Origin of the sequence: Parafrankia sp. FMc2, assembly GCF_041008525.1 — a bacterium.
In the GTDB taxonomy this organism is placed as follows: Bacteria; Actinomycetota; Actinomycetes; order Frankiales; family Frankiaceae; genus Parafrankia.
Genome location: NZ_JBFLUG010000114.1, coordinates 1 through 24,739, shown reverse-complemented (window position 1 = coordinate 24,739; position 24,739 = coordinate 1). Strand labels below are relative to the sequence as shown.

18 protein-coding genes and 6 pseudogenes are annotated in these 24,739 nt (G+C 67.4%); 10 read left to right on the top strand and 14 right to left on the bottom strand.

Annotation, left to right across the window (positions count from 1 at the left end):
* A pseudogene (locus tag AB1460_RS27680) lies at window positions 1-85 on the bottom strand (transposase); the annotation flags it as partial.
* 289 nt (window positions 86-374) lie between these two features.
* Between AB1460_RS27680 and AB1460_RS27675 the strand changes: the two are divergent.
* Together AB1460_RS27675 and AB1460_RS27670 are read left to right on the top strand one after the other, a co-directional pair.
* A pseudogene (locus AB1460_RS27675) lies at window positions 375-776 on the top strand (SAM-dependent methyltransferase); the annotation flags it as partial.
* A gap of 238 nt (window positions 777-1,014) precedes the next feature.
* Window positions 1,015-1,791, top strand: a complete 777-nt coding sequence (locus tag AB1460_RS27670) for a phytanoyl-CoA dioxygenase family protein (protein ID WP_368965041.1) — start codon at window positions 1,015-1,017, stop codon at window positions 1,789-1,791.
* Between the two features lie 279 nt (window positions 1,792-2,070).
* On the opposite strand, the gene AB1460_RS27665 is transcribed toward AB1460_RS27670, so the two are convergent.
* The 9 genes from AB1460_RS27665 to AB1460_RS27625 all read right to left on the bottom strand — a co-directional run bounded on the left by AB1460_RS27665 (window position 2,071) and on the right by AB1460_RS27625 (window position 13,403).
* A complete protein-coding gene (locus AB1460_RS27665; protein WP_368965040.1) occupies window positions 2,071-3,495 on the bottom strand; it encodes an NAD-dependent succinate-semialdehyde dehydrogenase in 1,425 nt (474 codons plus the stop codon).
* 373 nt (window positions 3,496-3,868) lie between these two features.
* Entirely contained in the window at window positions 3,869-5,041 is a 1,173-nt protein-coding gene (locus AB1460_RS27660) for a zinc-dependent alcohol dehydrogenase (RefSeq protein WP_368965039.1), read from the bottom strand.
* 102 nt (window positions 5,042-5,143) lie between these two features.
* On the bottom strand, window positions 5,144-6,100 hold the full coding sequence (locus AB1460_RS27655; protein WP_368965038.1) for an SRPBCC family protein: 957 nt from the start codon (window positions 6,098-6,100) through the stop codon (window positions 5,144-5,146).
* Between the two features lie 235 nt (window positions 6,101-6,335).
* Window positions 6,336-8,963, bottom strand: coding sequence for an ATP-dependent chaperone ClpB (gene clpB / locus AB1460_RS27650; RefSeq protein ID WP_368965037.1), 2,628 nt, complete (start codon window positions 8,961-8,963; stop codon window positions 6,336-6,338).
* Entirely contained in the window at window positions 8,954-9,277 is a 324-nt protein-coding gene (locus tag AB1460_RS27645) for a chaperone modulator CbpM (RefSeq protein WP_368965036.1), read from the bottom strand. The genes clpB and AB1460_RS27645 overlap by 10 nt, the downstream gene beginning before the upstream one ends.
* The gene (locus AB1460_RS27640; RefSeq protein ID WP_368965035.1) at window positions 9,274-10,239 is read right to left on the bottom strand and encodes a DnaJ C-terminal domain-containing protein; all 966 of its coding nucleotides are present in this window, start codon (window positions 10,237-10,239) and stop codon (window positions 9,274-9,276) included. The genes AB1460_RS27645 and AB1460_RS27640 overlap by 4 nt, the downstream gene beginning before the upstream one ends.
* 1 nt (window position 10,240) lies before the next feature.
* Window positions 10,241-10,837, bottom strand: coding sequence for a nucleotide exchange factor GrpE (locus tag AB1460_RS27635; protein ID WP_368965034.1), 597 nt, complete (start codon window positions 10,835-10,837; stop codon window positions 10,241-10,243).
* Window positions 10,830-12,743: a molecular chaperone DnaK gene (dnaK, locus tag AB1460_RS27630; RefSeq protein WP_368965033.1), complete on the bottom strand. Its 1,914-nt coding sequence runs from the start codon at window positions 12,741-12,743 to the stop codon at window positions 10,830-10,832. The genes AB1460_RS27635 and dnaK overlap by 8 nt, the downstream gene beginning before the upstream one ends.
* 189 nt (window positions 12,744-12,932) lie before the next feature.
* Entirely contained in the window at window positions 12,933-13,403 is a 471-nt protein-coding gene (locus AB1460_RS27625) for a general stress protein (RefSeq protein ID WP_368965032.1), read from the bottom strand.
* Between the two features lie 473 nt (window positions 13,404-13,876).
* On the opposite strand from AB1460_RS27625, the gene AB1460_RS27620 reads away from it, so the two are divergent.
* Window positions 13,877-14,482: an Hsp20/alpha crystallin family protein gene (locus AB1460_RS27620; RefSeq protein WP_368965031.1), complete on the top strand. Its 606-nt coding sequence runs from the start codon at window positions 13,877-13,879 to the stop codon at window positions 14,480-14,482.
* Window positions 14,483-14,553: 71 nt separating this feature from the next.
* On the opposite strand, the gene AB1460_RS27615 is transcribed toward AB1460_RS27620, so the two are convergent.
* Entirely contained in the window at window positions 14,554-15,003 is a 450-nt protein-coding gene (locus AB1460_RS27615; protein ID WP_368965042.1) for a DUF1931 family protein, read from the bottom strand.
* A gap of 72 nt (window positions 15,004-15,075) precedes the next feature.
* A pseudogene (locus AB1460_RS38420) lies at window positions 15,076-15,425 on the bottom strand (hypothetical protein); the annotation flags it as partial.
* 282 nt (window positions 15,426-15,707) lie between these two features.
* On the opposite strand from AB1460_RS38420, the gene AB1460_RS27610 reads away from it, so the two are divergent.
* Together AB1460_RS27610 and AB1460_RS27605 are read left to right on the top strand one after the other, a co-directional pair.
* The gene (locus AB1460_RS27610) at window positions 15,708-17,726 is read left to right on the top strand and encodes an erythromycin esterase family protein (protein WP_368965030.1); all 2,019 of its coding nucleotides are present in this window, start codon (window positions 15,708-15,710) and stop codon (window positions 17,724-17,726) included.
* A 20-nt stretch (window positions 17,727-17,746) separates the two neighbouring features.
* A complete protein-coding gene (locus tag AB1460_RS27605) occupies window positions 17,747-19,741 on the top strand; it encodes an FAD-dependent oxidoreductase (protein WP_368965029.1) in 1,995 nt (664 codons plus the stop codon).
* Here AB1460_RS27605 and AB1460_RS27600 read toward each other — a convergent pair.
* Window positions 19,742-20,101, bottom strand: a pseudogene (locus AB1460_RS27600) (DDE-type integrase/transposase/recombinase); the annotation flags it as partial.
* A gap of 60 nt (window positions 20,102-20,161) precedes the next feature.
* Here AB1460_RS27600 and AB1460_RS27595 point away from each other — a divergent pair.
* The 5 genes and pseudogenes from AB1460_RS27595 to AB1460_RS27575 form a co-directional block, all read left to right on the top strand.
* A pseudogene (locus AB1460_RS27595) lies at window positions 20,162-20,341 on the top strand (IS6 family transposase); the annotation flags it as partial.
* 534 nt (window positions 20,342-20,875) lie between these two features.
* Window positions 20,876-22,480: pseudogene (locus AB1460_RS27590) on the top strand (reverse transcriptase domain-containing protein); the annotation flags it as partial.
* Window positions 22,481-22,735: 255 nt separating this feature from the next.
* The gene (locus tag AB1460_RS27585) at window positions 22,736-22,984 is read left to right on the top strand and encodes an antitoxin (RefSeq protein WP_368965028.1); all 249 of its coding nucleotides are present in this window, start codon (window positions 22,736-22,738) and stop codon (window positions 22,982-22,984) included.
* Window positions 22,981-23,391 (top strand): type II toxin-antitoxin system VapC family toxin, encoded by a 411-nt coding sequence (locus tag AB1460_RS27580; protein WP_368965027.1) that lies wholly within the window; start codon window positions 22,981-22,983, stop codon window positions 23,389-23,391. The genes AB1460_RS27585 and AB1460_RS27580 overlap by 4 nt, the downstream gene beginning before the upstream one ends.
* Before the next feature lie 261 nt (window positions 23,392-23,652).
* Window positions 23,653-23,790 (top strand): hypothetical protein, encoded by a 138-nt coding sequence (locus AB1460_RS27575; RefSeq protein WP_368965026.1) that lies wholly within the window; start codon window positions 23,653-23,655, stop codon window positions 23,788-23,790.
* 142 nt (window positions 23,791-23,932) lie between these two features.
* Here AB1460_RS27575 and AB1460_RS27570 read toward each other — a convergent pair.
* Window positions 23,933-24,739: plasmid pRiA4b ORF-3 family protein (locus AB1460_RS27570; RefSeq protein WP_368965025.1), on the bottom strand; the 807-nt coding region annotated here is incomplete at its 5' end.

Genomic DNA, 24,739 nt, shown 5'->3' with positions numbered 1-24,739 from the left:
CCTTCGACACCGGGGGCAGCAGCGGCTGCACGTAGGCCCACTCCGCGTCGGTGAGATCCGAGGGATACCGAGGAGAACGTGCCATCCTCACGGCCTACCAGCCCCACCGGCAACCCGAAACCTCCCCTGAACCGCCCCGGGTCGGATGGAGGCTTGATCCTCTCAGAGAATCAAGCCTCCAACCTTCCCGGGGCGGTTCAAACTGTCACTTTCGGGGTTCGACGACACCTGGGCCCGTGCGGTCTGCGTCGGCGGGTGCGGGTAGTTGGGCTTGCACCAGCCGACCATGGTCTGCCGGGTACTGGGGGGGACGACGCCGGCGGCCCGTTAGGGTGATCCCAGACGATAACGCCGGATCTGGGGGGTTGTGTACGGTGACCGACGCCGAAGCCGGCGCGTCCAGCCCGAAGCCGTGGCTCACGCGGAGGCGAGAGCGCATCAACCCGGTTGATCTGAAGGTGGATGTTCCGCACACCGCCCGCATGTACGACTACTACCTCGGCGGCAAGGACAACTTTCCCGCCGACCGGCAGGCCGCGGAGCAGGCACTCGGGGTGTTTCCGTACGGCCGGGTCACTGCCCGGCAGAACCGTGCGTTCCTGCACCGGGTGACGCGGTTCCTCGCCCGAGAGGCGGGAATCTGCCAGTTCCTGGACGTGGGCACGGGCATTCCGACCTCGCCGAACCTGCACGAGGTCGCCCAGAGCGTCGCCCCGGAATCGCGGGTGGTCTACGCCGACAACGATCCGCTCGTGGCAGCGTGGATCCGTGCGCTCGCCAGCATCTTTAGCTAATTCGGCCCGGTCCGTGGTCCGTATCCGCGTTGCACACGCCGCATGGCCCAGACGGGACCTGTCCGTGTCACGCCGTCCCTCGGTTGTCCCGCCACCAGGCGATTTTCGGCTGGTCGGGGCAGCCGAAGCTGCGAGCATCGAGGCGCCGACGGCCGGCCCGGGAGCCGATGCGGAGAAAATGGTTCGCCGGCTGCCGTCCCCTCGACCTACGGTCGAGTGCATGTCACCACGCGATGTTGAGGGCCGGCCGGGCACACAGGGCCGAACGGAGGGGTGGAGCCACCTGCGGGAGTTCGCGCGGCGGGGATTCGTGGTGCTGCCGGGGGTGGTGCCGGCAGGGCTGGTGGCGGCGGCGTCCCAGGTCGTCGACCGGCTGGTCACCGCCGACCCGCCGGCACCGGACGTGCGCGGACCGCACAACTACTTCCCGACCGCCGCGGCAGAGCCGGCGCTCGGCGCGCTGCTGACCGGCAGCCGCGCGTTCGCCCTCGCCGAGGCACTCACCGGGCCGGGCACCCTGGTGCCGCTGTGGCAGGTGCAGGTGGCGCTGAACATCCCGCCGTTCCCGCACCGGCCCGGCATGCACCACCTCGACGGCGTCGGGCCCGACCTGCCGGACGGCCGCCCCGGCACCTTCACCCTGCTCGCCGCCGTGCTGCTGAGCGACCAGCCCGACGACGACGGCGGCAACCTGTGGGTCTGGCCGGGCACCCACCTCACCCACGCCGCCTACTTCCGCACCCACGGCCCGGACGCGCTCGTCGCCGCCGGCGGCTACCCACCGATCCCGTTGCCGCCCCCCGAGCAGGTCCACGGCCGGGCGGGTGACCTGCTGCTCGCCCACTACCTGCTCGGCCACAACATCGGCGGCAACACGGGCACCCGCACCCGACGCGCCGCCTACTACCGGATCAAACGCCACGGTCATGACGCCCGGTGGCGTGACGTCCTGTGCGACCCCTGGCTCGAATACGACGGCATCCGCGCCGCCACCTGACACTCTCCGCCCATGCGTCGGGATCCATCCGCCGGCACTGCCGCGCACAAGGCCATCGGACGCCGCCAATCCGCCCGACGGATGCCGTCTGCAAACCGGGGGTGGTACCGATCGTCTTCGCGCACCCTCCGCGCCTCCCCGAAACCCCCGCTGCCGGCGGCCAGGCCACACGCTTGGTCATCACTGGCCCCTCCCACAGACAGCCAGCGATCCAGGCCAGACCCAAACCAGGTTCAACAATTCACCGATAGTGAGCTGGGCCCACCGCGCGAGCGGGCATCAACCCAGAGCGTCGGTGATCGGCGCGTCCGTCTCCATCGTCACGATCAGCTTCCGGTTGGCGAACTCCTTGATGCCGAGGTGGGACAGCTCCCGGCCGTAGCCGGACCGCTTGATGCCGCCGAAGGGCAGTTCCGGCTCGGATGACGTCGGATGGTTGATCCACACCATCCCGCTCTCGATCCGGCCGGCGACTGCACGCGCCCGGGCGATGTCGCTGCTGAACACCGCACCGCCGAGACCGTAAGGCGAGTCGTTCGCTAGGGAGACCGCTGCGTCATCGTCCTGTACCCGATAGACGACCGCGATCGGTCCGAACAGCTCCTCGCGAAAGGCGCGCATCGTCGGCGTCACGCCGACGAGGAGCGTGGGTTGCACGAACGCTCCGGGGCGGTCGACGTGCCCGCCGCCGACGACCGCGGTCGCTCCCTTGTCCAGCGCGTCGCGGACCTGGTCTACCAGCGTCTGGGCGGCCTGCTCGGAGCACACCGGTGCCAGCGTGGTGGCCTCGTCCACGGGGTCGCCTGGAACCAGCTCGCGCATCCGTTCGGCCAGCGTGGTCACGAACCGGTCGAACACCTCGGATATCACGATCGACCGCTTGGCACTCACGCAGCTTTGCCCCATGTTGTGCAGGCGGCCGACCAGGGCCGCTTCGACGGTGCGGTCGAGGTTGTCGTCATCGAGCACGATAAACGGGTCGCTGCCACCCAGCTCGAGGACGCTCTTCTTCACGTTTCGGCCGGCGGTCTCACCGACGCTGACGCCGGCCCGGTCGCTTCCGGTCAGCGATGCGCCCCGAACGACATCAGACTCAATCACCCGGTAGACCTCGCGGCCGGGAACCAGGAGGTTGGTGTACACGCCTCGCGGCGCGCCCGCGTCGGCGAACAGCTGCTCGACGGCTAGCGCCGACTGTGGCGTATTGCTTGCGGGCTTGAGTAGAACAGTGTTCCCCAACACCAGGTTGGGCGCCGCGAACCGGACGGTCTGGTAAACCGGGAAGTTCCAGGGCTGGACGCCGAGGATCACCCCCAGTGGCTCATTGACGATGGCGGCCGAACCGTCTTTGAAATCCAACGGCTCGTCGGCGAGCAGCACGGGGGCCTTGTCGGCGTAGTACTGCAGGATCCGCGCGGAAAGGTCAATTTCGACGCGGCTGTGCCGGATGAGCTTGCCCATCTCAAGAGTCACTAGCCGGGCGAGGTGCTCGGCGCGCTCACGCACCAGCTGCGCGGCTCGACCGACCAGCGCGGCCCGTTCGTCAACGCTGGTACCGCGCCAGGACTGGAATGCCTGATGTGCCTCTCGGACCGCGTGGTCGACGGCCTGCTCGCACATGGGAGGGAATTCGCGCATGATTTCGCCATTGTAGGGGTTGATGCTAGCGATTGGACTATGCTGAACGATAGAAGACGTAGACATGGGCTCTTCCTTCCGCGACATTACGGGCAGATGCGTCCTTACAGCGAAAACCGGGCTAAGCTCCGCGCCTGGATAGTGCCGTTCGGGATCTGCTGGTGATTGGAGCGGGACCAGCCGGGCTCGCCGCTGCCGTCTATGGTGCCGCGGACGGCCGGACCACCACCGCGTTCGACGCGACCGCCGCCGGAGGGCCGGTCATTTTTGCGCCGCACAGGTGAGGATAGCCCTTGCCTCGTGTGGCGATCGGCCGCAGAAGATCAGCGGTGGGTGCACCTGCTCGCCGGCAGATAGATCTGATCCATAGCCCTCCCGCGTATCGGTTGCTCGTGCTCCTAACAATCCATTCCTGGGGATGAACGAATGTAGTCGATCGTTAGGGTGTTAGGACCACCTTGACACATTCGTCTTCCTTGTTCTTGAATGTAGAGAATCCTTCGGGCGCGTTGTCGAGGCTGAGACGGTGCGTGATGACGAAGCTCGGGTCGATCTGACCGGCGCGGATCCGGTTGAGCAGTGGCCGCAGGTAGCGCTGCACGTGGCACTGGCCTGCCCGCAATGTCAGTCCTCGGTTCATGAAAGATCCCATCGGGAACTTGTCGACCAGGCCGCCGTAGACACCGACGACGGAGACGATGCCGCCGTTCCTGCAGTTGCGGATGGCCTCGCGGAGGGCGAACGGCCGGTCGCTCTCCAGGCGTGTGACCTGCTTTGCCCGGTCATAGGAGTAGGCGGCCGGCGATGCGTGGTGCGCTTCCAGGCCGACGGCGTCGATGCAGGCGTCGGGTCCGCGGCCGCCGGTCATCTCGAGCAGCGCTTCGTGGACGTCCGTCTCCTCGTAGTTGATGGTCTCCGCTCCCGCCTTGTCGCGGGCCATTGCCAGCCGGTAAGGGAAGCGGTCGATCGCGATGACCCGCTCGGCCCCGAGCAGGTAGGCGCTGGCGATGGCGAACTGGCCGACCGGTCCGGCTCCCCAGACTGCGATGACGTCGCCGGGAGTGATGTCGCAGAAGTCGGCCGCCATGTAACCGGTGGGGAGGATGTCGGAGAGGAACAGCACACGGTCGTCCGGTAGATCGTCTTCGATTTTGATCGGTCCGACGTCGGCGAACGGCACCCGTGCGTACTCGGCCTGGCCGCCGGGGTAGCCGCCGAGCATGTGGGAGTATCCGAAGATGCCGGCCGGCGCGTGTCCGAGGATCTTCTCCGCGAGCGCGGCATTCGGATTCGAGTTCTCGCATACCGAGTAGGTGCCCGCGAGGCACGCGTTGCATCGTCCGCAGGCGATGGGGAACGGGACGACGACCCGGTCACCGACACTGAGGTTCTTGACCTCTCGGCCCACATCGACGACTTCACCCATGAATTCGTGCCCCAGTACGTCCCCCTTCTTCATCGTGGGCACGAATCCGTTGTAGAGATGCAGATCGGATCCGCAGATGGCGGTCTTGGTGATCCGAACGATCGCGTCCTGGCTATTGAGAATCTTCGGCTCGGGTACCTGGACGACCTCTACTTCGCCCCGACCGAACCAGCAGTTCGCTCGCATGAATCATCCCTCCGACTACTCAGGGGTGTAGCGCTGGCTCCTTGTGGCGATTGTGCTGGGTCTCGACGGAAAACCGGGTGGCGAGGCCAGCCGAACGCACGATCAGCCGAGCGGTTGGGCTGGGTGTTGCCGGAGCAGATGCACGGCGTTGCGGGCTCCGGTCGGACTGCCTTCCGATCGGACGATCTCACCGGTCTCCATCAGCTGCTTGAAACGCCGCAGATCGTCGGTGATCTGCTGGCTCGGCTCCTCGCCGAGCAGCTTGGCCACCGCGTACCCCGGCGTGCCCCCGGGAATGTCGTATGTCAGGTCGACATGGACCTCGGTTCCGCGATCGCCCGGTGCCGGCAGGAAGCGCACGGTCCCGGCGTTGTGGACTTTCGAGCCCCTGACCGACCGCCAGGCGATCAACTCGTCCGGGCGGTCGTCGACGATCTCCGCATCCCATTCGACCTTCATGCCGGCGGGCCCCTTGGCCTTCCAGTGCGAGATGCCGTTGGTCGTGTGCACCGAGTCGAGGTGGTACATGAACGTCGGCAACGCTTCGAAATCATGCCACCGGCGGTAGAGATCCTCGGGGGTGCGGCGGACCGTGGTGGTCGCTCTCGCCCGCGCTGTATGCCCGGACACGTCTCGCGGGCCGGCATGACGTCGGGCGGCGATCACATCGAGTACTGTGACGCCGATGACCGAACCGGTGGCGAAAAACAGCCGGGCCAGCCGCGTGGGCTCGTGGCGGTGCCGATATACACCGGCCGTCAGTAGCGACAGATCGATGGCATCGCCCCCGACGCGTCCCCACAGCCAACGTCCCGGACGTTCGTCCCCGAAGATCCCAAGACCGGCTGCCAGCTCACGCGTACCACACAGGGTCCGCGAGATGACCCGGTTCGTCGCCGAGTTGTCGACGCCGACGATTCGAGTGATTGCTCCCGGAGTGGCGATCTCGGCCGTGCCCAGTCCGACACTGAACCATCCCAGGGCGGTGCCGAGCCGATCTCTGCGGGCGGCCGGGCCCTCGTTCACTCGTGTCTGTCCGTCATCAAGAATTCTCATCATCGTCCTCCGGAACACGCGCTTGGTGACACGTTTCGGGTCGGTGCCGGCGTGGCGGAAGGGGGCGGAAGGGGCCCGGATGCCGAGGCGCCTGGCCGGTTCCTCATCATTGATTTCGGCGAAGTCGACGATGAGTCACGTGGTCGAGCAGGTCGGCGGTGCTGGAGGCGGAGTCGCCGAGGACCTCGCCGGGGGCGTCCCTCCGCGGCGCAGTACCGGGCCGCGCCGGCCTCGGTCGTCATCCCTGGTGCGTCGCGGGCACGTCGTGCGTGACAGCGAGATGGTCCTCGACCAGGTCGACGGTGACGCGGGAGCCGTCGGTGAGGTCGCCGGCGACCAGTGCTCGGCCGATGCGGGTCTCGACCTCGCGTTGGATGTACCGCCGCAGCGGCCTGGCGCCGAAGACCGGGTCGAATCCTTCGCGGGCGATGAACAACCTGGCCGATTCGGTGATCTTCAGGGTGATCTGGCGGTCCGCGAGCCGCCGGCGCAGGTCTTCCACCAGCAGGTCGACGACCTGTTCGATCTCGGCCAGGGTGAGCGGCTTAAACAGGACGATCTCATCGAGCCGGTTGAGGAACTCGGGGCGGAATCGTTCCCGCAGGTCGGCCATCACCCGGGCCCGCGCCTCGGGTTCGATCTCGCTGTCGGGCGTCACCGCGTCCATCAGCCACTGCGAGCCGATGTTCGACGTCATGATGATCACTGTGTTGGTGAAGTTGACGGTTCGGCCCCGCGCGTCGGTCAGCCGGCCGTCGTCCAGGACCTGCAGGAGTGTGTTGAAGACATCGGGATGTGCCTTCTCGATCTCGTCGAAGAGGATCACGGAGTACGGCTTGCGGCGCACTGCCTCGGTGAGCTGCCCGCCCTCCTCGTAGCCGACGTAGCCGGGAGGAGAGCCGATCAGCCGGCTGACGGTGTGGCGCTCCTGGTACTCGCTCATGTCGATACGGATCATCGCCTCCTCGGAGTCGAACAGCGCCTCGGAAAGCGTGCGCGCAAGCTCGGTCTTCCCGACGCCGGTCGGTCCCAGGAAGATGAACGACCCGACCGGGCGCCGGGGGTCCCTGATACCGGAGCGCGCGCGGATGACGGCGTCCGCCACCAGGCTGACGGCCTCGTCCTGGCCGACCACCCGCTGATGCAGAATGTCGTCGAGGCGCAGCAGCTTCTCGCGCTCGCCCTCGACAAGCCGGGTGACGGGGATGCCGGTCCAGCGGGCGACGATGTCGGCGATCTCCTCCTCGGTGACCAGTTCACGCAGCAGCGGTTGCCCGTGCTGGCGGCCGGCCAGACGTTCCTCCTCGGCGCCCAGCCGGCGTTCCAGCTCCGGGAGCTGGCCGTGACGCAGCTCGGCGGCCGTGTTGAGGTCGTAGGCACGCTCGGCTTCGTCCGCGCGCCGGCGAACGTGCTCGATCTCTTCCCGCAGCTCCTGGACCTTGCGGATGGCCTGTCGTTCGGACTCCCACTGCGCGCGCATCGCGTCGGCCTCCGCCCGCAGGTCGGCGAGCTCCTTGCGGAGCTGGTCGAGCCGGGCGACGCTGGCCGGGGCGCTTTCCTTCGCCAGCGCGGCCTCCTCGATCTCCAGCCGGGTGACCCTGCGGGTGATCTCGTCGAGCGCGGTCGGCATCGAGTCGATGTCGGTGCGGAGCATGGCGCACGCCTCGTCGACGAGGTCGATCGCCTTGTCGGGCAGGAACCGGTCGGAGATGTAGCGGTGCGACAGCACCGCCGCCGCGACCAGCGCACCGTCCTGGATCCGCACGCCGTGGAAGATCTCAAACCGCTCGCGCAGTCCGCGCAGGATCGAGATCGTGTCCTCCACCGCCGGTTCGTCGACCAGCACCGGCTGAAAGCGGCGTTCGAACGCGGCGTCGGACTCGATGTGCCGGCGGTACTCCTCGACGGTGGTGGCGCCGATGAGGTGCAGTTCGCCGCGGGCGAGCATCGGCTTGAGCATGTTCCCGGCGTCCATCGACCCCTCGGCGGCGCCGGCGCCCACGACGGTGTGCAGTTCGTCGACGAACAGCAGGATCCGGCCTTCGGCCGCTTTGATCTCGCTGAGGACGGCCTTGAGTCGCTCCTCGAACTCGCCCCGGTACTTGGCTCCGGCGATCAGCGCCGCGAGGTCGAGCTGGAACACCGTCCGGTTGCGTAGTCCCTCAGGTACGTCGCCCCGGTGGATGCGCTGGGCGAGGCCCTCGACGATCGCCGTCTTGCCGACCCCCGGGTCGCCGAGGAGCACCGGGTTGTTCTTCGTCTTGCGGGAGAGGATCTGCACGACCCGGCGGATCTCGGCATCGCGGCCGATGACCGGGTCGAGCCGGTCGTCGCGGGCTTCCGCGACCAGGTCGCGGCCGTACTTCTCCAGCGCCTCGTAGGTGGCCTCGGGGTTCGCCGACGTCACCCGCTGGTTCCCGCGGACCTCGGTCAGCGCGGTGAGCAGCTTCTCCCTGGTGAGGCCGTTGTGGGCGAGGATCCGGCCGGCGGCGCTGGACTGTCCCTCGTCGACGAGGGCGAGGAGGAGGTGCTCGATCGACACGTACTCGTCCTTGAGTCGACCGGCTTCCCTGCTGGCGGTGTCCAGGAGGCGGGACAGCCGCTGGGTCACATACACCTCGCCGGGTCGCGCGCCGGGGCCGGACACCTTGGGACGGCGTCGCAGTTCGTTCTCGACCGCTTCGGCGATGCCGGCGGGATCCCCGTCCGAGGCGATCAGCAGGCGGCGCGCCAGTCCCTCGGGCGGTTCGAGTAGCGCGGCCAGCAGGTGTTCACCGTCCACCTCGACATGGCCGAGGCGCACCGCTCGTGCCTGCGCGGCGTCGAGAGCCTCGCGGGACTTCTCGGTCAGCTTGTTCATGTCCATGGATGCACCTCGCCTCGGGCGGGTCGGGCACGGAGGAGCCGTTCGAGTTCGTCGATCCGGTCGAGCAGGTCGAGCACGACCCCGGTCGCCGTGTAGGTGATGCCGAGGTCGCGTCGCAGCCGTTCGATACGGCCGGCGCGTGCCACCGCCGTCGCCGCGAGTGTGTAGTGGCCGGCGTGGTCGATCTCCGCGTCGAGGAGACCCAGCGTCACCAGCCGGTGGACGAGTTCGGGATGCAGGTGCGCCGCGGCACAGAACGCGTTCAGGTCGAGGCCCTGGGTACGGGCGCTGGCGTGCACGAGCAGCGTCGTCATGGCCTCTCCCTGGGGTTGAAGGACGAGACCTCGGCGAGCTCGCGGAACAGCTCCGTCTCCCGCGCAGTGGGGTTGGTCGGGACCATGATTCGGGCGTGCGCGTAGAGGTCGCTGGCACTGTCACCGCGCCTCGAATCACGCGCCGGGCGGGGCAGGCCCTTGCCGCGCAGGCGGAGCTTGCGGCCGGTGGAGGTGCCGGGCGGGACGGTGACGGTCACCTGCTCGCCGTCCGGGGTGGTGACGGCGACCTTCGTGCCGAGCACGCCCTCCCACGGTGCGAGGGGCAGATCGGTGTGCACGTCCCGGCCTTCGACCCGGAATCGGGGGTCGGGCGCGAGGCGAACCACGAGGTAGAGGTCTCCCGGATCCCCGCCGTCCCGGCCGCGCCCGCCCTGGCCCGCGAGACGTAGCCGCTGCCCGTGGGTCACTCCGGGCGGGATGGTGACCTGGACTTCGCGGGGCCCGGTCGGGCCCGCGAGGGTGACCCTGCGCCGACCGCCTCGGTAGGTCTCGGCGAGGGTGACCTCGATCTCGGCTTCCTGGTCGGCGCCGGACACCGGTCCCGCCCGGCCGCGGCCGTGGAAGAAGCCGCCGCCCGTACCGCCGAACAGATCCTCGAACCCCTCGAACCCCTCGAACCGGAAGCCCGGACTGTCCCCGGCGCCGGCACGCGCCCCGGCACTCGTGCCTGCCCATCGTTCGGCGCCTTCGGGCATCCGGCGGAAATCCCCGCCGAACCGGTCGTAGCGCGCGCGGGTGTCGGGATCGGAGAGCACGTCATACGCCTCCGACAGGTCCTTGAACCGCTCCTCGGCCCCAGGATCAGAGTTGATGTCGGGGTGGTACTGGCGGGCGAGTTTCCGGTACGCCCGCTGGATCCCGTCGGCGTCGGCGTTGCGGGGGACCCCGAGGATCGCGTAGAAGTCCTCGCTGGCCCGATCCGTGGTCCGCCCGCTACTCATGTCACGATGCTTCCGTCTCGGTATCCGGTCCTGATCCCTTTCCTGGTTCTGACCCGCTATCCCGCCTCGGCCCGTTGTTCGATTTTGCTCCGTTGTTCGGTTTCGGTCCGGCGCTCACGGCCACGGACGCGGGGCGCAGTACGCGGCCGTCGGCCTGGTAGCCCGGCTGGAGCACCTCGACAACGGTGCCCGCCGCAGGCGGAGACGACGTTGAGCCGCTGTCGACGACAGCGCCGACTTCGTGACGGGTCGGGTCGAAGGCGCCGGTCTCGTCGTCGAGCCGAGTGACCCCGGAGTTCCGCAGCGCGTCCAGAGCGAGCTGGTGTACCCCGCGAACCCCGTCGACGAGCGAGTCGGGATCGGCGTCCGTGTGCGAGAGGGCGAGCTCCAGATGATCCAGCACCGGCACCCACGCGAGGACCACACGATCCCGCTCGCCTGCCTTCGCGGCGCCGATCTCGCGTCCGGTCCGCCGACGGTAGTTGTCGAAGTCGGCGAGAATCCGCAGGTTCCTGGCCTGGCACTGCTCGAGTTCCGCGGTGGGGTCGGGTGCCGGAGCGGTCTCGGGCCGCTCGGCATCCGATCGGTTCTCACCCATCGTCACGCGTGGTGAAGTCGGCGTCGATGACGTCGTCCCCACTAGCCGAGGCCTCGCCCGGTCCACCTGCTCCAGCTCCGCCTCCGCCGCTGGCCGCGGAGGCCGCCTCGCGCTGCACGGCGGCGGGAAGGCCGTAGAGGACCTGCTGGAGATCGTTGATGACCGGCCGGACGCGATCCACATCGGCGTGCTCCTCCAGCGCGCGGCGGGCGTCGGCGACGAGCTGTTCGGCGCGGGCCTTCTCGTGCACGGGGACCTGGTCGCCAAGTTCGGTGAGCCGCTGCTCGACCTGATAGACGATCGTGTCGAGCTGGTTGCGGGCGTCGGCGTTCTCCCGCAGCCGGGCGTCCTCGGCCCGGTTCTGCTCGGCGTCGGCGACCATCCGCTGGATCTCGTCTGGCGGCAGGTTGGTGTTGTCGGAGATGGTGATCTGCTGCTGCGCGCCGGTGTCCTTGTCCTTCGCCGTGACGTTGAGGATGCCGTTGGCGTCGATGTCGTAGATGACGTCGACCTGGGCCTGGCCGCGGGGCGCGGGGCGGATGCCCTCGAGGCGGAAGCGGCCCAACGTCCGGTTGTCGGCGGCCATCTCGCGTTCGCCCTGCAGGACGACGATGTCGACGGCCGACTGGTTGTCCTCGGCGGTGGAGAACGTCTCGCTGCGCCGCGCGGGGATGGTGGTGTTGCGTTCGATGACCTTGGTGCTGACGCCGCCGAGGGTCTCGACGCCGAGCGAGAGCGGGGTGACGTCGAGGAGCAGCACGTCGGAGACCTCGCCCTTGAGGACCGCGGCCTGGATGGCGGCGCCGACGGCGACAACCTCGTCCGGGTTGACGGTCATGTTCGGGTCCTTGCCGGCGGTGAGCCGGCGCACGGCGTTCTGCACGGCGGGCATGCGGGTGGCGCCGCCGACGAGGATGACCTCGTCGATGTCGTTCTCGGAAATCTTCGCGTCCGCCACCGCTTGGCGCAGCGGCGGCATGCACCGCTCGAGCAGATCGGCCGTGATCTTCTCGAACAGGGAGCGGGTGACCGTCGTGTTCAGATGCTTCGGGCCGTTCGCGTCGGCGGTGATGAACGGCAGGTTGACCTGGGTCTGGGAGACAGACGAAAGCTCGACCTTTGCCTTCTCGGCGGCTTCGAAGAGCCGCTGCAGTGCCTGCGGATCGTTACGCAGGTCGATGCCGGCCTGGTTCTTGAACTCCTCAGCGAGGAAGTCGACGAGGCGGCGGTCCCAGTCGTTGCCGCCGAGATGGGTGTCGCCGGCGGTCGCGCGCACCTCGACGATCCCGTCGCCCACATCCAGGATCGAGACGTCGAAGGTGCCACCGCCCAGGTCGAAGACCAGCACCGTCTCGTGCGACCTCTTGTCCATCCCGTAGGCCAGCGCCGCGGCGGTGGGCTCGTTGATGATGCGCAGTACGTCCAGTCCGGCGATCCGGCCAGCGTCCTTGGTCGACTGCCGTTGCGCGTCGTTGAAGTACGCCGGCACGGTGATCACGGCTTCGGTGACCTTTTCGCCGAGGAACTTGGCGGCGTCGTCGGCCAGTTTCCGGAGCACCATCGCCGAGATCTCCTCGGGGGCGTACTCGCGCCCGCGAACCACGATCCGTACTGCGTTTTCCTTCCCAGCGGTGATGTCGTACGTGACTGTCTTCAGCTCGCTGGTGACCTCGCTGTACCGGCGGCCGATGAACCGCTTGACCGCGGTGATCGTGCCTTTGGGATTGAGGATCGCCTGGCGGCGGGCGAGTTCACCCACCAGCCGCTCACCGCTCTCCGTGAAAGCCACGACCGAAGGCATCGTGCGCGAGCCCTCAATATTGGGGATCACTGTCGGCTGGCCGCCCTCGACGACGGCGATGACCGAGTTGGTGGTCCCCAGATCTATTCCTACTGCCTTTCCCACGATGACCTCCCGGTGGGAGCCTTCTGATGGAAGTGGCGGGGCCCCGGCAGACCTCACGACCACGGTAAGACCGGCCGGACGAAGACCGCAACACGCCGTTACACGGCGAACCAGAGCAAGACGGCGGACCAGAGGCCGACACGTCCGCACGCCGCGCCACCGCGCGTACCGGCCGGCGGATGATCGATGTCAGGTCCGGCCGCTCCCGGCGGACGAGAGCCTGCCGAACTCGGTCTCCGCCAGGAGCCGGGCCGCCTCGTCCGCCACGTCGGCATCGACGAGCAGGTCGTAGCGATCGGCACTCAGCGCCGACACGGAGACGAAATCGCGCCGGCCCCGGCTGAACGCGTACGTCAGCAAACCCATCAGAGCACCGAGGATTGCGCCGAAGATGGCTCCGTAGAGCGCGAGCAGCACCGCTGCCTGAACAGGATTGATCCAGTTGAACAGGCCGAAGATCCAGCCGATCAGCGCGCCCGTGACGGCACCGGCGAGCGCCGACCGGCCAGCCGCCGAGGCCCAGGTCAGCCGACCCGTGACCTTCTCGATCGTATGCAGGTCGCGGCCGACGATGGCGGTCTTCTCTACCGGGAAGTCAAGGTCGGCAAGTCGATCGACGGCCCGTTCGGCATCGGTGTAGGTACTGAAGGTGGCGACCACTTTCTGCGACCCGACCGTGCGGCCGGCCCCGTCGGCACGGTCCGTCCCCCGCTCACTCCGAGCATCATCGACGCGCGGGTCACCGCGGTGGAGAACTCCAGCTCCAGGAGCGCCGGCTCCAAGGTCATTCGATCGGGAGCCGCGGGCACTGCCCTCATCTGTCCCGAAATCGCTATCACCATGTGGCATATCGATCGCCCCCACCCGACGTGGGTCGTGGTTGCGCCACCGCGCAGGGCATCCAAGGTATCTCCCCGAACAACGCGGTCGTTTTTACAGACTGCCCGCGTGCCGGAAACCCAACCGAATACACCCGAGATCTCCGGGGGCCGCGAGAACCGACTCGCGCTGGCGGCCGCGGCAACCGGCGCGAACATCCACGGTGTCTACGTTTGCCGGCGACGCGGGCGCGGACGACGATTGGAGTGCACGCCAGAAACCATGAGCAACAGCCATGGGGGTGGATCATGAACATGCCAACACGCGCGGGCACCGACCGTCCGGTGCCGACGACTCGCTGGGACCCGTTCCGCGAGATCGAGGACGCCTGGACCCGGATGGGCAGCCTTCTCGGCGATGTCTTCGGCGGGGAGCACCGGCCCTACGGGGTCCTCGCCGCGATGGTGCCGGCGGTGGACGTCGAGGAGACCGACGACGCGTTCCTGGTCGAACTCGAACTGCCCGGCGTCGACCCCAAGGACGTCTCGATCGATCTGAAGGAGAACGAACTGTTCGTCACCGGCGAGATCAAGGAGCGGGAACACCGCGGCAAGCTACGCCGGCAGACCCGTCGGCTCGGCCACTTCGAGCACCAGATCACGCTGCCCGGAGACGTCGATCCCGAAGCTGTGACGGCGACCCTGGACAACGGTGTGCTGACCGTCCGGCTGGCGAAGGCCCGCAGCAGCCAGCCCCGCCACATCGAGATCTCCGGACCCACGGCAACGCAGAGCGACCGGAGGATCGATGACACCTCGGGCCAGTACACCGACACCACCACCAGGTCGTCCGAAGCCGAGTCATCCGACGCCGGAGCGTCCAGCGCGCAGACATCCGGCGCGGGATCGTCCAACGGCTGACCCGACTGACGTGACATGACCGCGCTGACCCGACCACGCCTTCCCTTCCACGAGCGCCTTCCCCCAGGTGTTCAAAGGAGGAGGTCGAAGATGCGGCTGATGCGCTCCCATTCGGTGGGCCCGGGATTCTTGATCTTCGGTTCGATGATCCTGAAGGCTCTGGCGAGTGCGAGGCTTAGTCCGCCGACGATGAGGGGAAGGCGGGCCGTGGTGTCGTCGCTCAGGGCGAGGTCCAGCGGGGGGCGAGCCGCGATCTGTTCCAGGATGGGATGCAGCTCGATCTCCTCATCGAGATCCCGGAAACGGTGCATGCTCTCCTGGAGGCCTTTGGCGATGGGAAGGTCCCACGGCTCTATCGCATCTCGGACGTTCGCCTTCGCGGTCGCCTGCGCCATGAGCAGAAGATCGAAGAGCTTGTCGTTGACGAAATCGCCGTAACGCTTCACGTCGTTCTTGTCTATGTCCAGACCCGCGGCGGTCCGGAAGAATCGTTCGAACCTGGTCACGCCCATAACCGGCATGGTGATCCTCCCTCGGCTGGTTGCGCACGCGCCACTATCCGGTGCGTACGACGTCAAGCATTCCATGTATCCGGTGTGTACGACGTCAAGAGTTCCATGCAAGTGGGCGGCGGCCTGTTCAACGTCGAAATGCTTGTACTGCCCGGCTCTCGACTCGGCCGACAGGACACCGCCCAGGTGCACGTTCTCGAAGTCTCCGTAGGGGAACTTGTACCGCGTCTTCCCGTCCTCGCCGGTCTCGTCGTCGATCCCCAGGTACCCCTTCTGGTAGTCAGCGAGGCCGTGCTCCTCGATGAACCTGTTCTCCCGCAGAGCGGAGGGCTGATGCTCGCTCCAGTCGTCCCGCTCGTCCAGCACGACCTTCCTGCCCTCGATTATCGTCTGGAATGGTCATAGTCTTTTCTGTTCAGTTTCACCGCCATGGGCTCTCCCGATCCTCGCCGGTTCGTTGCTGCCCAGGTCCGCTCTGCCCACGTCCATGTAGCCAGAGTGAAACGGGTGAGCCGGTTCCGCAAGAGATCGGTCCTCGGCCTCGCATAGACACCATTTCCGCTATATGACCGCATGCTCCCATTCCTCCGTGAGGGGCTGCGGCAGCTCGGGAAGACGGCGGGGAGATAGCCGCGGGCCGGCGATGTGGTTTCTGCTGGCCGCGATGGGGCATTACGCCAATCTTGGCCGCCGAACAGGCAGGATACAAGGTCATGTCGAACAACCGCGTGTTCCGTGACCGCCGGGATGCCGGCAGATTCCTGGCGGGACTCCTCGGCCAGTACCGATGCCGTCCTGACGTGCTGGCGTTGGGGCTGGCCCGGGGTGGGGTTCCGGTCGTCTACGAGGTCGCTAAGGATCTCGGCGTGCCACTCGACGTCTTCATTGTCCGCAAGCTGGGGGTGCCGGGCCAGGAGGAACTGGCGATGGGCGCGATCGCCAGCGGCGGGGTGCTGGTTCTTAACGATGACGTGGTCCGCGGCATGAGCCTCTCCTCCGAGGTGATCCAACGGGTGGCGGAGGCCGAAGGCCGTGGGTTGCTGCACCGAGAGCAGATGTTCCGGGACGGAAGACCGGCGATGGACGTCTCGGGGCGGACCGTGATCGTGGTCGACGACGGCCTCGCGACGGGTGCGAGCATGCGTGCCACCGTCCTGGCGCTGCGGCGGTCGCGGGCGGCGCGGATCGTCGTCGCCGTGCCGGCGGCGCCCACGTCCACCTGCCAGGAGTTGCGGGCACTGGCCAACGAGGCGGTGTGCGCGACCACGCCGTCGCCGTTCTTCGCGGTCGGGCAGTCGTACTGGGACTTCACCCAGGTGACGGATGAGGGGGTCCGTGATCTGCTGCATGCGGCGGCGTTCTCCCGGCTTCCCGAAGGAGTCGGGGTGTGCTGCACCGCGCCGGCGATCGTCCGTTCCGAGATCTTCCCGATGAAGGACGGGATCCCGTCCGACGCCATCCTGTTCGATCTGGTCGGTGACGCGGATCTGGTGCTGATCGGTGCGGCGTCACACGGCATCCATGAGTTCTGCGCCGCCCGCGCCGCGATGACCCGGCGCCTCATCGAAGAGAAGGGGTTCGCGGCGGTGGCGGCGGAGGCGGACTGGCCGGATGCCCTCCGGGTGAACCGGTTCGTCCGCGGACAGGGCGAGGACGTGACCGCCGAGGAGGCGTTGCGCGGTTTCGAACGCTTCCCGAGCTGGATGTGGCGCAACACAGACGTGCTCGACTTCGTCGGATGGCTACGTGACCACAACGACCGGTTCGGCGGGCACGAGTCGGCCAAGGCAGGCTTCTACGGACTCGACCTGTACAGCCTCTACCACTCCATCCAGGAACTTATCGCCTTTCTGGAGCGGGTGGACCCGGCCGCCGCGGCGCGGGCCCGGGAGCGCTACACCTGTCTCGACCACTACGGCGACGGCTTCGACGGCCAGGTATACCGCCATGCGGCCGCGTTCGGGGCCGGCGAGACCTGCGAACAGCAGGGGGTGGACCAACTCGTCGACCTACATCGGCACGCGGCCGACTACACCCGGCGGGATGGGCGGTTCACCGGGGACGACTACTTCTTCGCCCGGCAGAACGCGCGGACCGTCAAGGCGGCAGCGGAGTTCTACCGTTCGATATTCAGCGGCGGGGTGTCGTCGTGGAACCTGCGCGACCAGCACATGGCCGACACGCTCGACGCGCTTGCCGGCCATCTTCGCCACCGGCGGTCCGGCCCGGCAAAGATCGTGGTGTGGGCGCACAACTCCCACGTCGGCGACGCCTCCGCGGCCGAGGTCGCGGCTCGCGGAGAGAAAACCCTCGGTCAGCTCGTCCGGCACCGCCATCCAGGTGACTGCCGGCTGGTCGGCTTCACGACCTACACCGGTACCGTCACCGCCGCCCACGAGTGGGACCGGCCGGCCGAGCGCAAACGAGTTCGTCCGGCCCTCCTCGGCAGCCTCGAGGAGCTGTTCCACGAGGTCGGGGAGAAGGAGTTCCTCCTCTGCCTCGGGTCCACCGCCCGGGCCGCCAGGACGTTGACCTCCGCCCGCCTGGAACGGGCCATCGGTGTCATCTACCGCCCCGGGGCCGAACGGCAGAGCCACTACTTCCGCGCGCGGGCCGCCGACCAGTTCGACGCGATCATCCACATCGACGCGACCCGCGCCGTCGAACCCCTCGAGCGAACCGCGGGCGGGAACCGTGGCGAACCACCGGAAACCTTTCCATTCACGGCATGACAGGCACTGCGAGGAGTCGTATGTCTGAGCGGCGCTTGACCACCGACCAGGACCTTAGACGGGAGCACGGCGCAACGGACGGGGAGAGACCAGCCGCCGCATCCACCCTGACCTCCGAACGCAGGGACGCGTCCGACCTGACGGAGACTCCTGATCTGACGGAGACACCCGACCTGTACGGGGCGTATCCCAGGCTCTCCGACGATCAGATCGCGACCCTGGCCGCCCGCGGGGAACGGCGCCAGGTCCGAGCGGACGAGGTGCTGGTCCGGGAGGGCGAACGGACCGAGGAGTTCCTGGTCATCCTGCACGGCAAGGTACTCGTGATTACCGGGTACGGCACCGACGAGGAACGGGTGGTCCGGGTGCACGGATCCGGTCGTTACCTCGGTGAGCTGGGTCTGCTGGAGGGTCAGGTCTCCTTCTTCACCGCGGTCGCCGGCGAGGACGGCGAGATGCTCGCGGTGCCGCTGGACGTCCTGCGCGACGTGATAAGTCGCGACACCGCCCTCGGTGACGAGATCGTGCGGACCTGCTTCCAGCGCCGATCGATGCTGATCGGCCTGGGGGCCGGGTTCCGGATCATCGGCTCCCGCTACAGCCCGGACAGCCGGCGGCTGCGGGAGTTCGCCGCGCGCAACCGGCTGCCGCACCGGTTCGTGGACCTCGAACAGGACCGCGAGACGGAGAAGGTGCTGCGCGCCATCGGCCTGAAGCCCCAGGACACCCCGGTGGTGATCTGGCGGGACACCCTGGTGCTGCGCAATCCGAGCAACACCGAGCTGGCCCAGGCCATCGGCCTGCCAGTGGCGCGAGCCGACACCTCGGTCCGGGACGTGCTGGTCGTCGGGGCCGGTCCCGCCGGGCTCGCGGCGGCTGTCTACGCCGCCTCGGACGGGATGGCCACCACCGTGCTCGATGCCGTCGCCACCGGCGGGCAGGCAGGCACATCGTCCCGGATCGAGAACTACCTCGGCTTCCCCGCGGGGATCTCCGGGGCGGAACTCGCCGACCGGGCGGCCATCCAGGCGCACAAGTTCGGGGCCGAGATCAACGTGCCGGCTGAGGCGGTGGCGCTGGTACCGGACGGTGACCTGTATGTGGTCCGGTGCGACACCGGCAGCTCTCACACCGAGATCGTAAGCCGGACTGTGGTGATCGCCACCGGCGCGCGGTACCGCCGGCTGGACGTGCCCGGCATCGAGAAGTTCGAGGGGACGGACGTCCACTACGCCGCGACAGTGATGGAGGCCCGCCTGTGCGCCAGCCGCCCGGTCGCCGTGGTCGGCGGTGGCAACTCCGCCGGACAGGCAACGATCTTCCTGGCCGACGTCGCACCGGTCGTCCACTTGGTGGTCCGCGACGACGACCTGACCAGGAACATGTCCCGGTACCTGGTCGACCGGATCACGCGGCATCCCCGGGTCCTCGTCGTGCCGCACACAGAGGTCCAGGAGGTCCAGGGAGACGACTCGCTGCGAGCTCTCGTCCTGCGCGACAAGCACACCGGTGAACAGCGCACAGTCCCGGTCGAGGCACTCTTCGTCTTCATCGGCGCGAAGCCCCGCACCGGGTGGCTCGCGGACACCGTCGCCCTGGACGACCGCGGTTTCGTGCTCACCGGCACGGACGCGGAAGAAGCCATGCTCAGAATTACCACCGCGACCACTACAGCAGGCAACGCCACGACCGCCGCCGCCACGCGGGACAGCGCGTCGCGGCATCCCGACCGCCCTCCGCACATGCTGGAGACCAGCCACCCCGGCGTCTTCGCGGTGGGTGACGTGCGCAGCGGCAACGTCCGCCGGGTCGCCTCGGCCGTCGGCGAGGGCGCCATCGCCATCCGCATGTCGTACGCACACCTCGAGAGCACCGGCAGCCCGGCATCGGTGACCTTCAAGAGACGGTCCAGCGTCAACAGTTCTCCCGCCCCCGATCTCGGACCGTCCTCTCCCGGTCTGGGGTCTGTTGCATTGGGGGAAGGCAGGGCATGGTTGACTCTGCCGAGCGGGTGATCAGATCGTGAGGGTGAGCTCGGTAAACGCGGCTGTCAGCCGTGCGTGCGGGTCGGTGTCAATCCCGAGTTCGTAGTGGCCGCGGCGGATGTTCTGGACGAGCGCATGCCCGGAGCTAATGGTCTGGACGGATCGCAGGCGTTTCAGCCCACGCATCGGACGCAGCCGGGCCTTTAACCGGCCATGATCGGCCTCGATCCGATTGTTCTCCCGGGCCGCGTCAACGTGGCAGGCCTCGGGCAGGAGCTCGTCGAGGATCCGCGGATAGACCGGCGCCTTGTCCGTGGTGACCTCGACCGGCCGCCGGCCATGAGACAGCGCCCGAACGAAGAACCAGCGGGCGGCAGCCTGGTCGCGGCGAGCTCACTGTTGCATCGGCGAAGTCCGCCATCTCGACCACGGGTAAGTCATGATCGAAGGATGCGTCGACGTCGTGTCCGTCCACCGGTTCCGACGTCGGAGTTCGCCGGGTTCCGGTTCCCACCCGAGGTGATCATCCTGACAGTCCGGTGGTACCTGCGGTACGCCCTGTCGTACCGCGACGTCGAGGAACTCCTCGCCGAACGCGGCCTCGAGGTTGATCACGTAACGGTTTACCGGTGTTGCGCCATGACGCGCCTTGTCGTATCCCCAGCGTAGCTGGGGGGAACTTGGAGGGATGTTCTCGGACCCGATGGCTAACCCGGCGCCGAAAGGTCAAGGGGACAGTAGCATGCCAGAAAATCGACGACCGTGTCCAGGCGTATGGAGCGGGGCGTTCGAGGGGTCCGCATGATATGGCGAAAACTGGATTGTCTGAAGCCCAATCTCCAGAGGATGCAAAGATCCGTCCATCGGAAAGACGCCTGTAACCGGTGCCGCGCTCTGCGTCGACATCCCATCGGGGTTGACGCAACCTCCAGAGCGCGGAGCGATACCCAGCGAGGGTATTCAAGGAGATGAGTGGGCCGCCTACGTCATGCTGGTACGTACGACAGGGACGAACATGGGATCGCCTACGGGGTGCGAACCCTATGGCGACGGAGGCCCCGTAGTAGTCGTGGGAGTAACGCCCCACCAAGGACGGCGGGAAAACCGTCGACAGGGCCAAGGGGGCCAGGTGACCGGACACTCAAAACCCGCGAGGTATGCGTAATGCAGAGCGCCGAAACGGTACTGGGTGTCCTCCGTGAACGCGGCAGGCGCGGCCTGCCGTTGACCGAACTGTACCGACAGATGTACAACCCGGACTTGTATCTGCTGGCCTACGGCCGAGTGTACTCTGACAAAGGGGCCATGACGCCGGGGGCCGACGGGGAGACCGCAGACGGCATGTCAACGGGCAGAATCGACCGCATCATCGATGCGTTGCGCCACGAGCGCTACAGATTCAGCCCGGTACGACGGGTCCACATCCCGAAGAAGAACGGGAAGAAGAGGGCCCTGGGCCTGCCATCATGGTCGGACAAGATCGTTGGCGAAGTGGTGCGTCTACTACTCACCGCGTACTACGAGCCGAGGTTCTCTGACCGCTCGCACGGTTTCCGTTCCGGCCGGGGATGCCACACCGCGCTCAGCGAGGTGGCGAAGACTTGGACCGGGACGACCTGGTTCATCGAGGGTGACATCGCGCGGTGTTTCGACACGCTTGACCACGAGGTCATGCTGGGGATACTCGGCGAGAAAATCCACGACAACAGGTTCCTACGGCTGCTGCGTAACATGCTGAAAGCCGGATACCTGGAGGACTGGCGGTGGAACGCCACGCTCAGCGGCGCGCCGCAGGGCAGCGGCGTCTCACCCGTCCTATCCAACATTTACCTCGACCGGTTGGACACCTTCGTCGAGACAGAGCTCATACCGGAATACACTCGAGGCGCAAGCCGAAGGCGTAATCCTGAGTACAGCAGGGTGCACTGCGCGATCCAACGCGCCCGTAAACGTGGCGACCGGGCCGCGACCCGGGCGCTGCGCACGCAGCAGCGCAGCATGTCCAGCGGGGATCCCCACGATCCCGGCTACCGGCGGCTGCGGTACGTGCGCTTCGCCGACGACACTCTGCTCGGGTTCACCGGACCAAAAGCCGAGGCTGAGGAAGTCAAACAGCGCCTCGCCCAGTTCCTGCGCGACGACCTCCTGCTGGAACTGTCCGAGGAAAAGACGCTCATCACCCACGCCCGCACAGGCGCGGCGACTTTCCTCGGCTATGAGATCACCAATCAACACAGCGATCACAAGATCACACGTGGTCGCCGGGCAGCCAACGGCGCGATTGCTTTACGCGTGCCGTCGGCGGTGGTCAAGGCTGCCTGTGCCCCGTACATGATGCGCGGAAAACCCCAGCGCCGGCCCTGGCTGGTGAACGACGACGACTACACGATCGTCAACACCTACGCGGCCGAATACCGGGGCCTCGTCCAGTACTATCTGCTGGCCGGCGACGTCTACCGACTGAACCGGGTGCATTGGGTCATGCTGACCTCACTGCTGAAAACACTGGCCTGCAAACATGACTCGTCGGTGTCCAAAATGGCGGCCGCCTACAAGGCGACCGCCGAGACACCGTCCGGGCCACGCAGATGCTTCCAGGTCAGTGTCGAACGCGACGGCAGGAAACCACTGGTCGCACGGTTCGGTGGCATCCCACTGAAACGACAGAAAACCGCGGTCCTCATCGACCGCAAACCAGTCCAGGTCACCGACCGCCGCACAGAGCTGATCACGCGGCTCGTGGCGGGCAGGTGCGAGATGTGCGAGCAGGCACTGTTGCATCCGGCAACTCCAGCCGATCTTGACCGCAGATCTTCCCGTAGTTGAGCCTTCGTGGGGCTCGGTCGGCAGATCGATGGTGCTCCAGCGACCGGATCCGGCGTCCTCCAACAGGAGGATTTTCGGTCAAGATCTCCCGGCCCCGCCGGATGCAACAGTGCCCCTTCTGGCACCCCACAGGCTGCGCCTCGCGTGCGGCGCGCAGGTGATGTATACTTTTGGTATCTATCATCCGGGAGGGAGATCATGGCCGAGACCGCGATCGCGAGGATCTTCATGCATGGTAGGAGCCAGGCCGTGCGGCTGCCCAAGGAGTTTCGCCTGCCCGGTAACCGGGTGCGCGTGCGTCACGTAGGAGACGGTGTACTACTGGAGCCGATCGCCTCGGATGTCGAGGCGTGGTTCGCCGAGCTGGATCGATTCGCCGACGTGCCGCTGTTCGAGGACGGCAGGGACCAGCCGCCCACGCCCGTCGGCGAGGACCTCTTCGAGTGAACTACCTCCTCGACACGAACGCCGTGGTCGCGCTGCTGCGGAACAAGCCGCTCGCGGTGCGGGAACGGTACCGGTCGGCCCAGGCGTCCGGCGAGTATCTGGCGCTGTCGTCCGTCGTTCTTTTCGAGCTGTGGTACGGCGTGGCGAAGAGCAGTCAGGTGGCGGATAACACCGACCGACTTCGGGTGCTGCTCTCCGGCGGCATGGACCTGCTGGACTTTGATGACGAGGATGCCCGGAACGCCGGTCAGGTGCGCGCCGCCCTGGAGAAGGCCGGAACCCCGATCGGCGCCTACGACGTGCTGATCGCGGGCCAGGCTCTTCGGCGCGAACTGACGGTCGTCACGGCCAACAGCTCCGAGTTCAGCAGGGTCCCCGGCCTGCGTTCCGAGGACTGGACGGCCTGACCGGCGGAATCAGGCGATCATAGCGACACGTGCTTTGCCAGCAAATCGTTGAAGACCTCGATCGCTTCGCCCATCCCAGGGGTCTGTTGGCACTGTTGCATCCGGCGAGGCCGGGAGATCTCGACCGAAAATCCTCCTGTTGGAGGACGCCGGATCCGGTCGCCGGAGCACCGTCGACCTGCCGACCGAGCCCCACGAAGGCTCAACTACGGGAAGATCTGCGGTCAAGATCGGCTGGAGTCGCCGGATGCAACAGTGCCCGTGGGCCTGCATTTGAGTCAGATCGACGAGTCCGACGAGCTGCTGACGAACGATCCGCTGGCGCTGCTGATCGGGATGGTGCTGGACCAGCGGGTCTCGGAAGGATGGAGCAGAGCGGGACGTTCCGCCCCCGCATAGACGTGCCGCGGTCAAGCGGGTTCGTCGAACTTGTCGCATTTTTTTGCTGCGGATAGGCCCGCCGCGGACGGAGTGGCTCCGCGAGAATTGTCAAGACCTCTTTCGGTGACGGTCTTCTGCCAGACGAGCCGTCGCGCCGCCGTCAGCGGAGCCGGGACAGCGCGGCTGTCACCCCCTGAGGGTCGAACGCGGTGGGATCGAGGTCGGCCGCGCTGCCGAGGCCCAGCCATTCCAGCCGCTCGTCGTGCTCGGGATGGCTGGGGTCGCCGAGGATCTCCAGGAGCGCCTCGTAGCCCCAGAGACCGCCGCAGTCCTCCGGCGGGGCCGCGCGGCGCCCGCCGGTGCAGCGCGGATAGCGGACCGACGGGTCGGGCTCGAGGATCTTTTCCAGGACGATCTCGTGATCCCAGTCGTCGCCGAAGTCGTAGGTGTAACGGATCTTTGCTTTGATGGTGGGAAGTACCTGCTCCAGCGACACCGGCTGCTCGGCGCGTTGGTCAAGATCCGCGTCTGGTGTGCCGAACCTGCCGTAGGGCGTCTCGAAGACGTGCAGATGGCTGTCGTCCCAGTCGAAGGCCGCTTGGAGGATGGTGTGCAGGCGCTCCAGGCTGGTGTTGGCCGGTACCTCCAGCCGTCGCCAGATCGGTGGTTTCGCGCCGCGCAGCCCGACCTTGACCTGGTAGACGGGGGCCCGCTGTCCCTTGGCCCGCTTCGGCTTCTTCGGGAGCGGTGGCGCCGGCGCCCAGCCCGCCGCTGACAGGCCACGCCGCCCCCTCGGGTTCCCCGCCAGACCCGCGAGGAGCTCGGCGGGGTTCACGCCCTGCTCGTCCAGCATCCTGACGAGCTCGGCCATGCCACCGAGTACGTCGATCACCTCGTCCCCGTCGCCGTCCGGATGAGGCGCGGGTGGCTTCCGCGGAGTCGGGAGCGTCGCGAGACGTGACCGCAG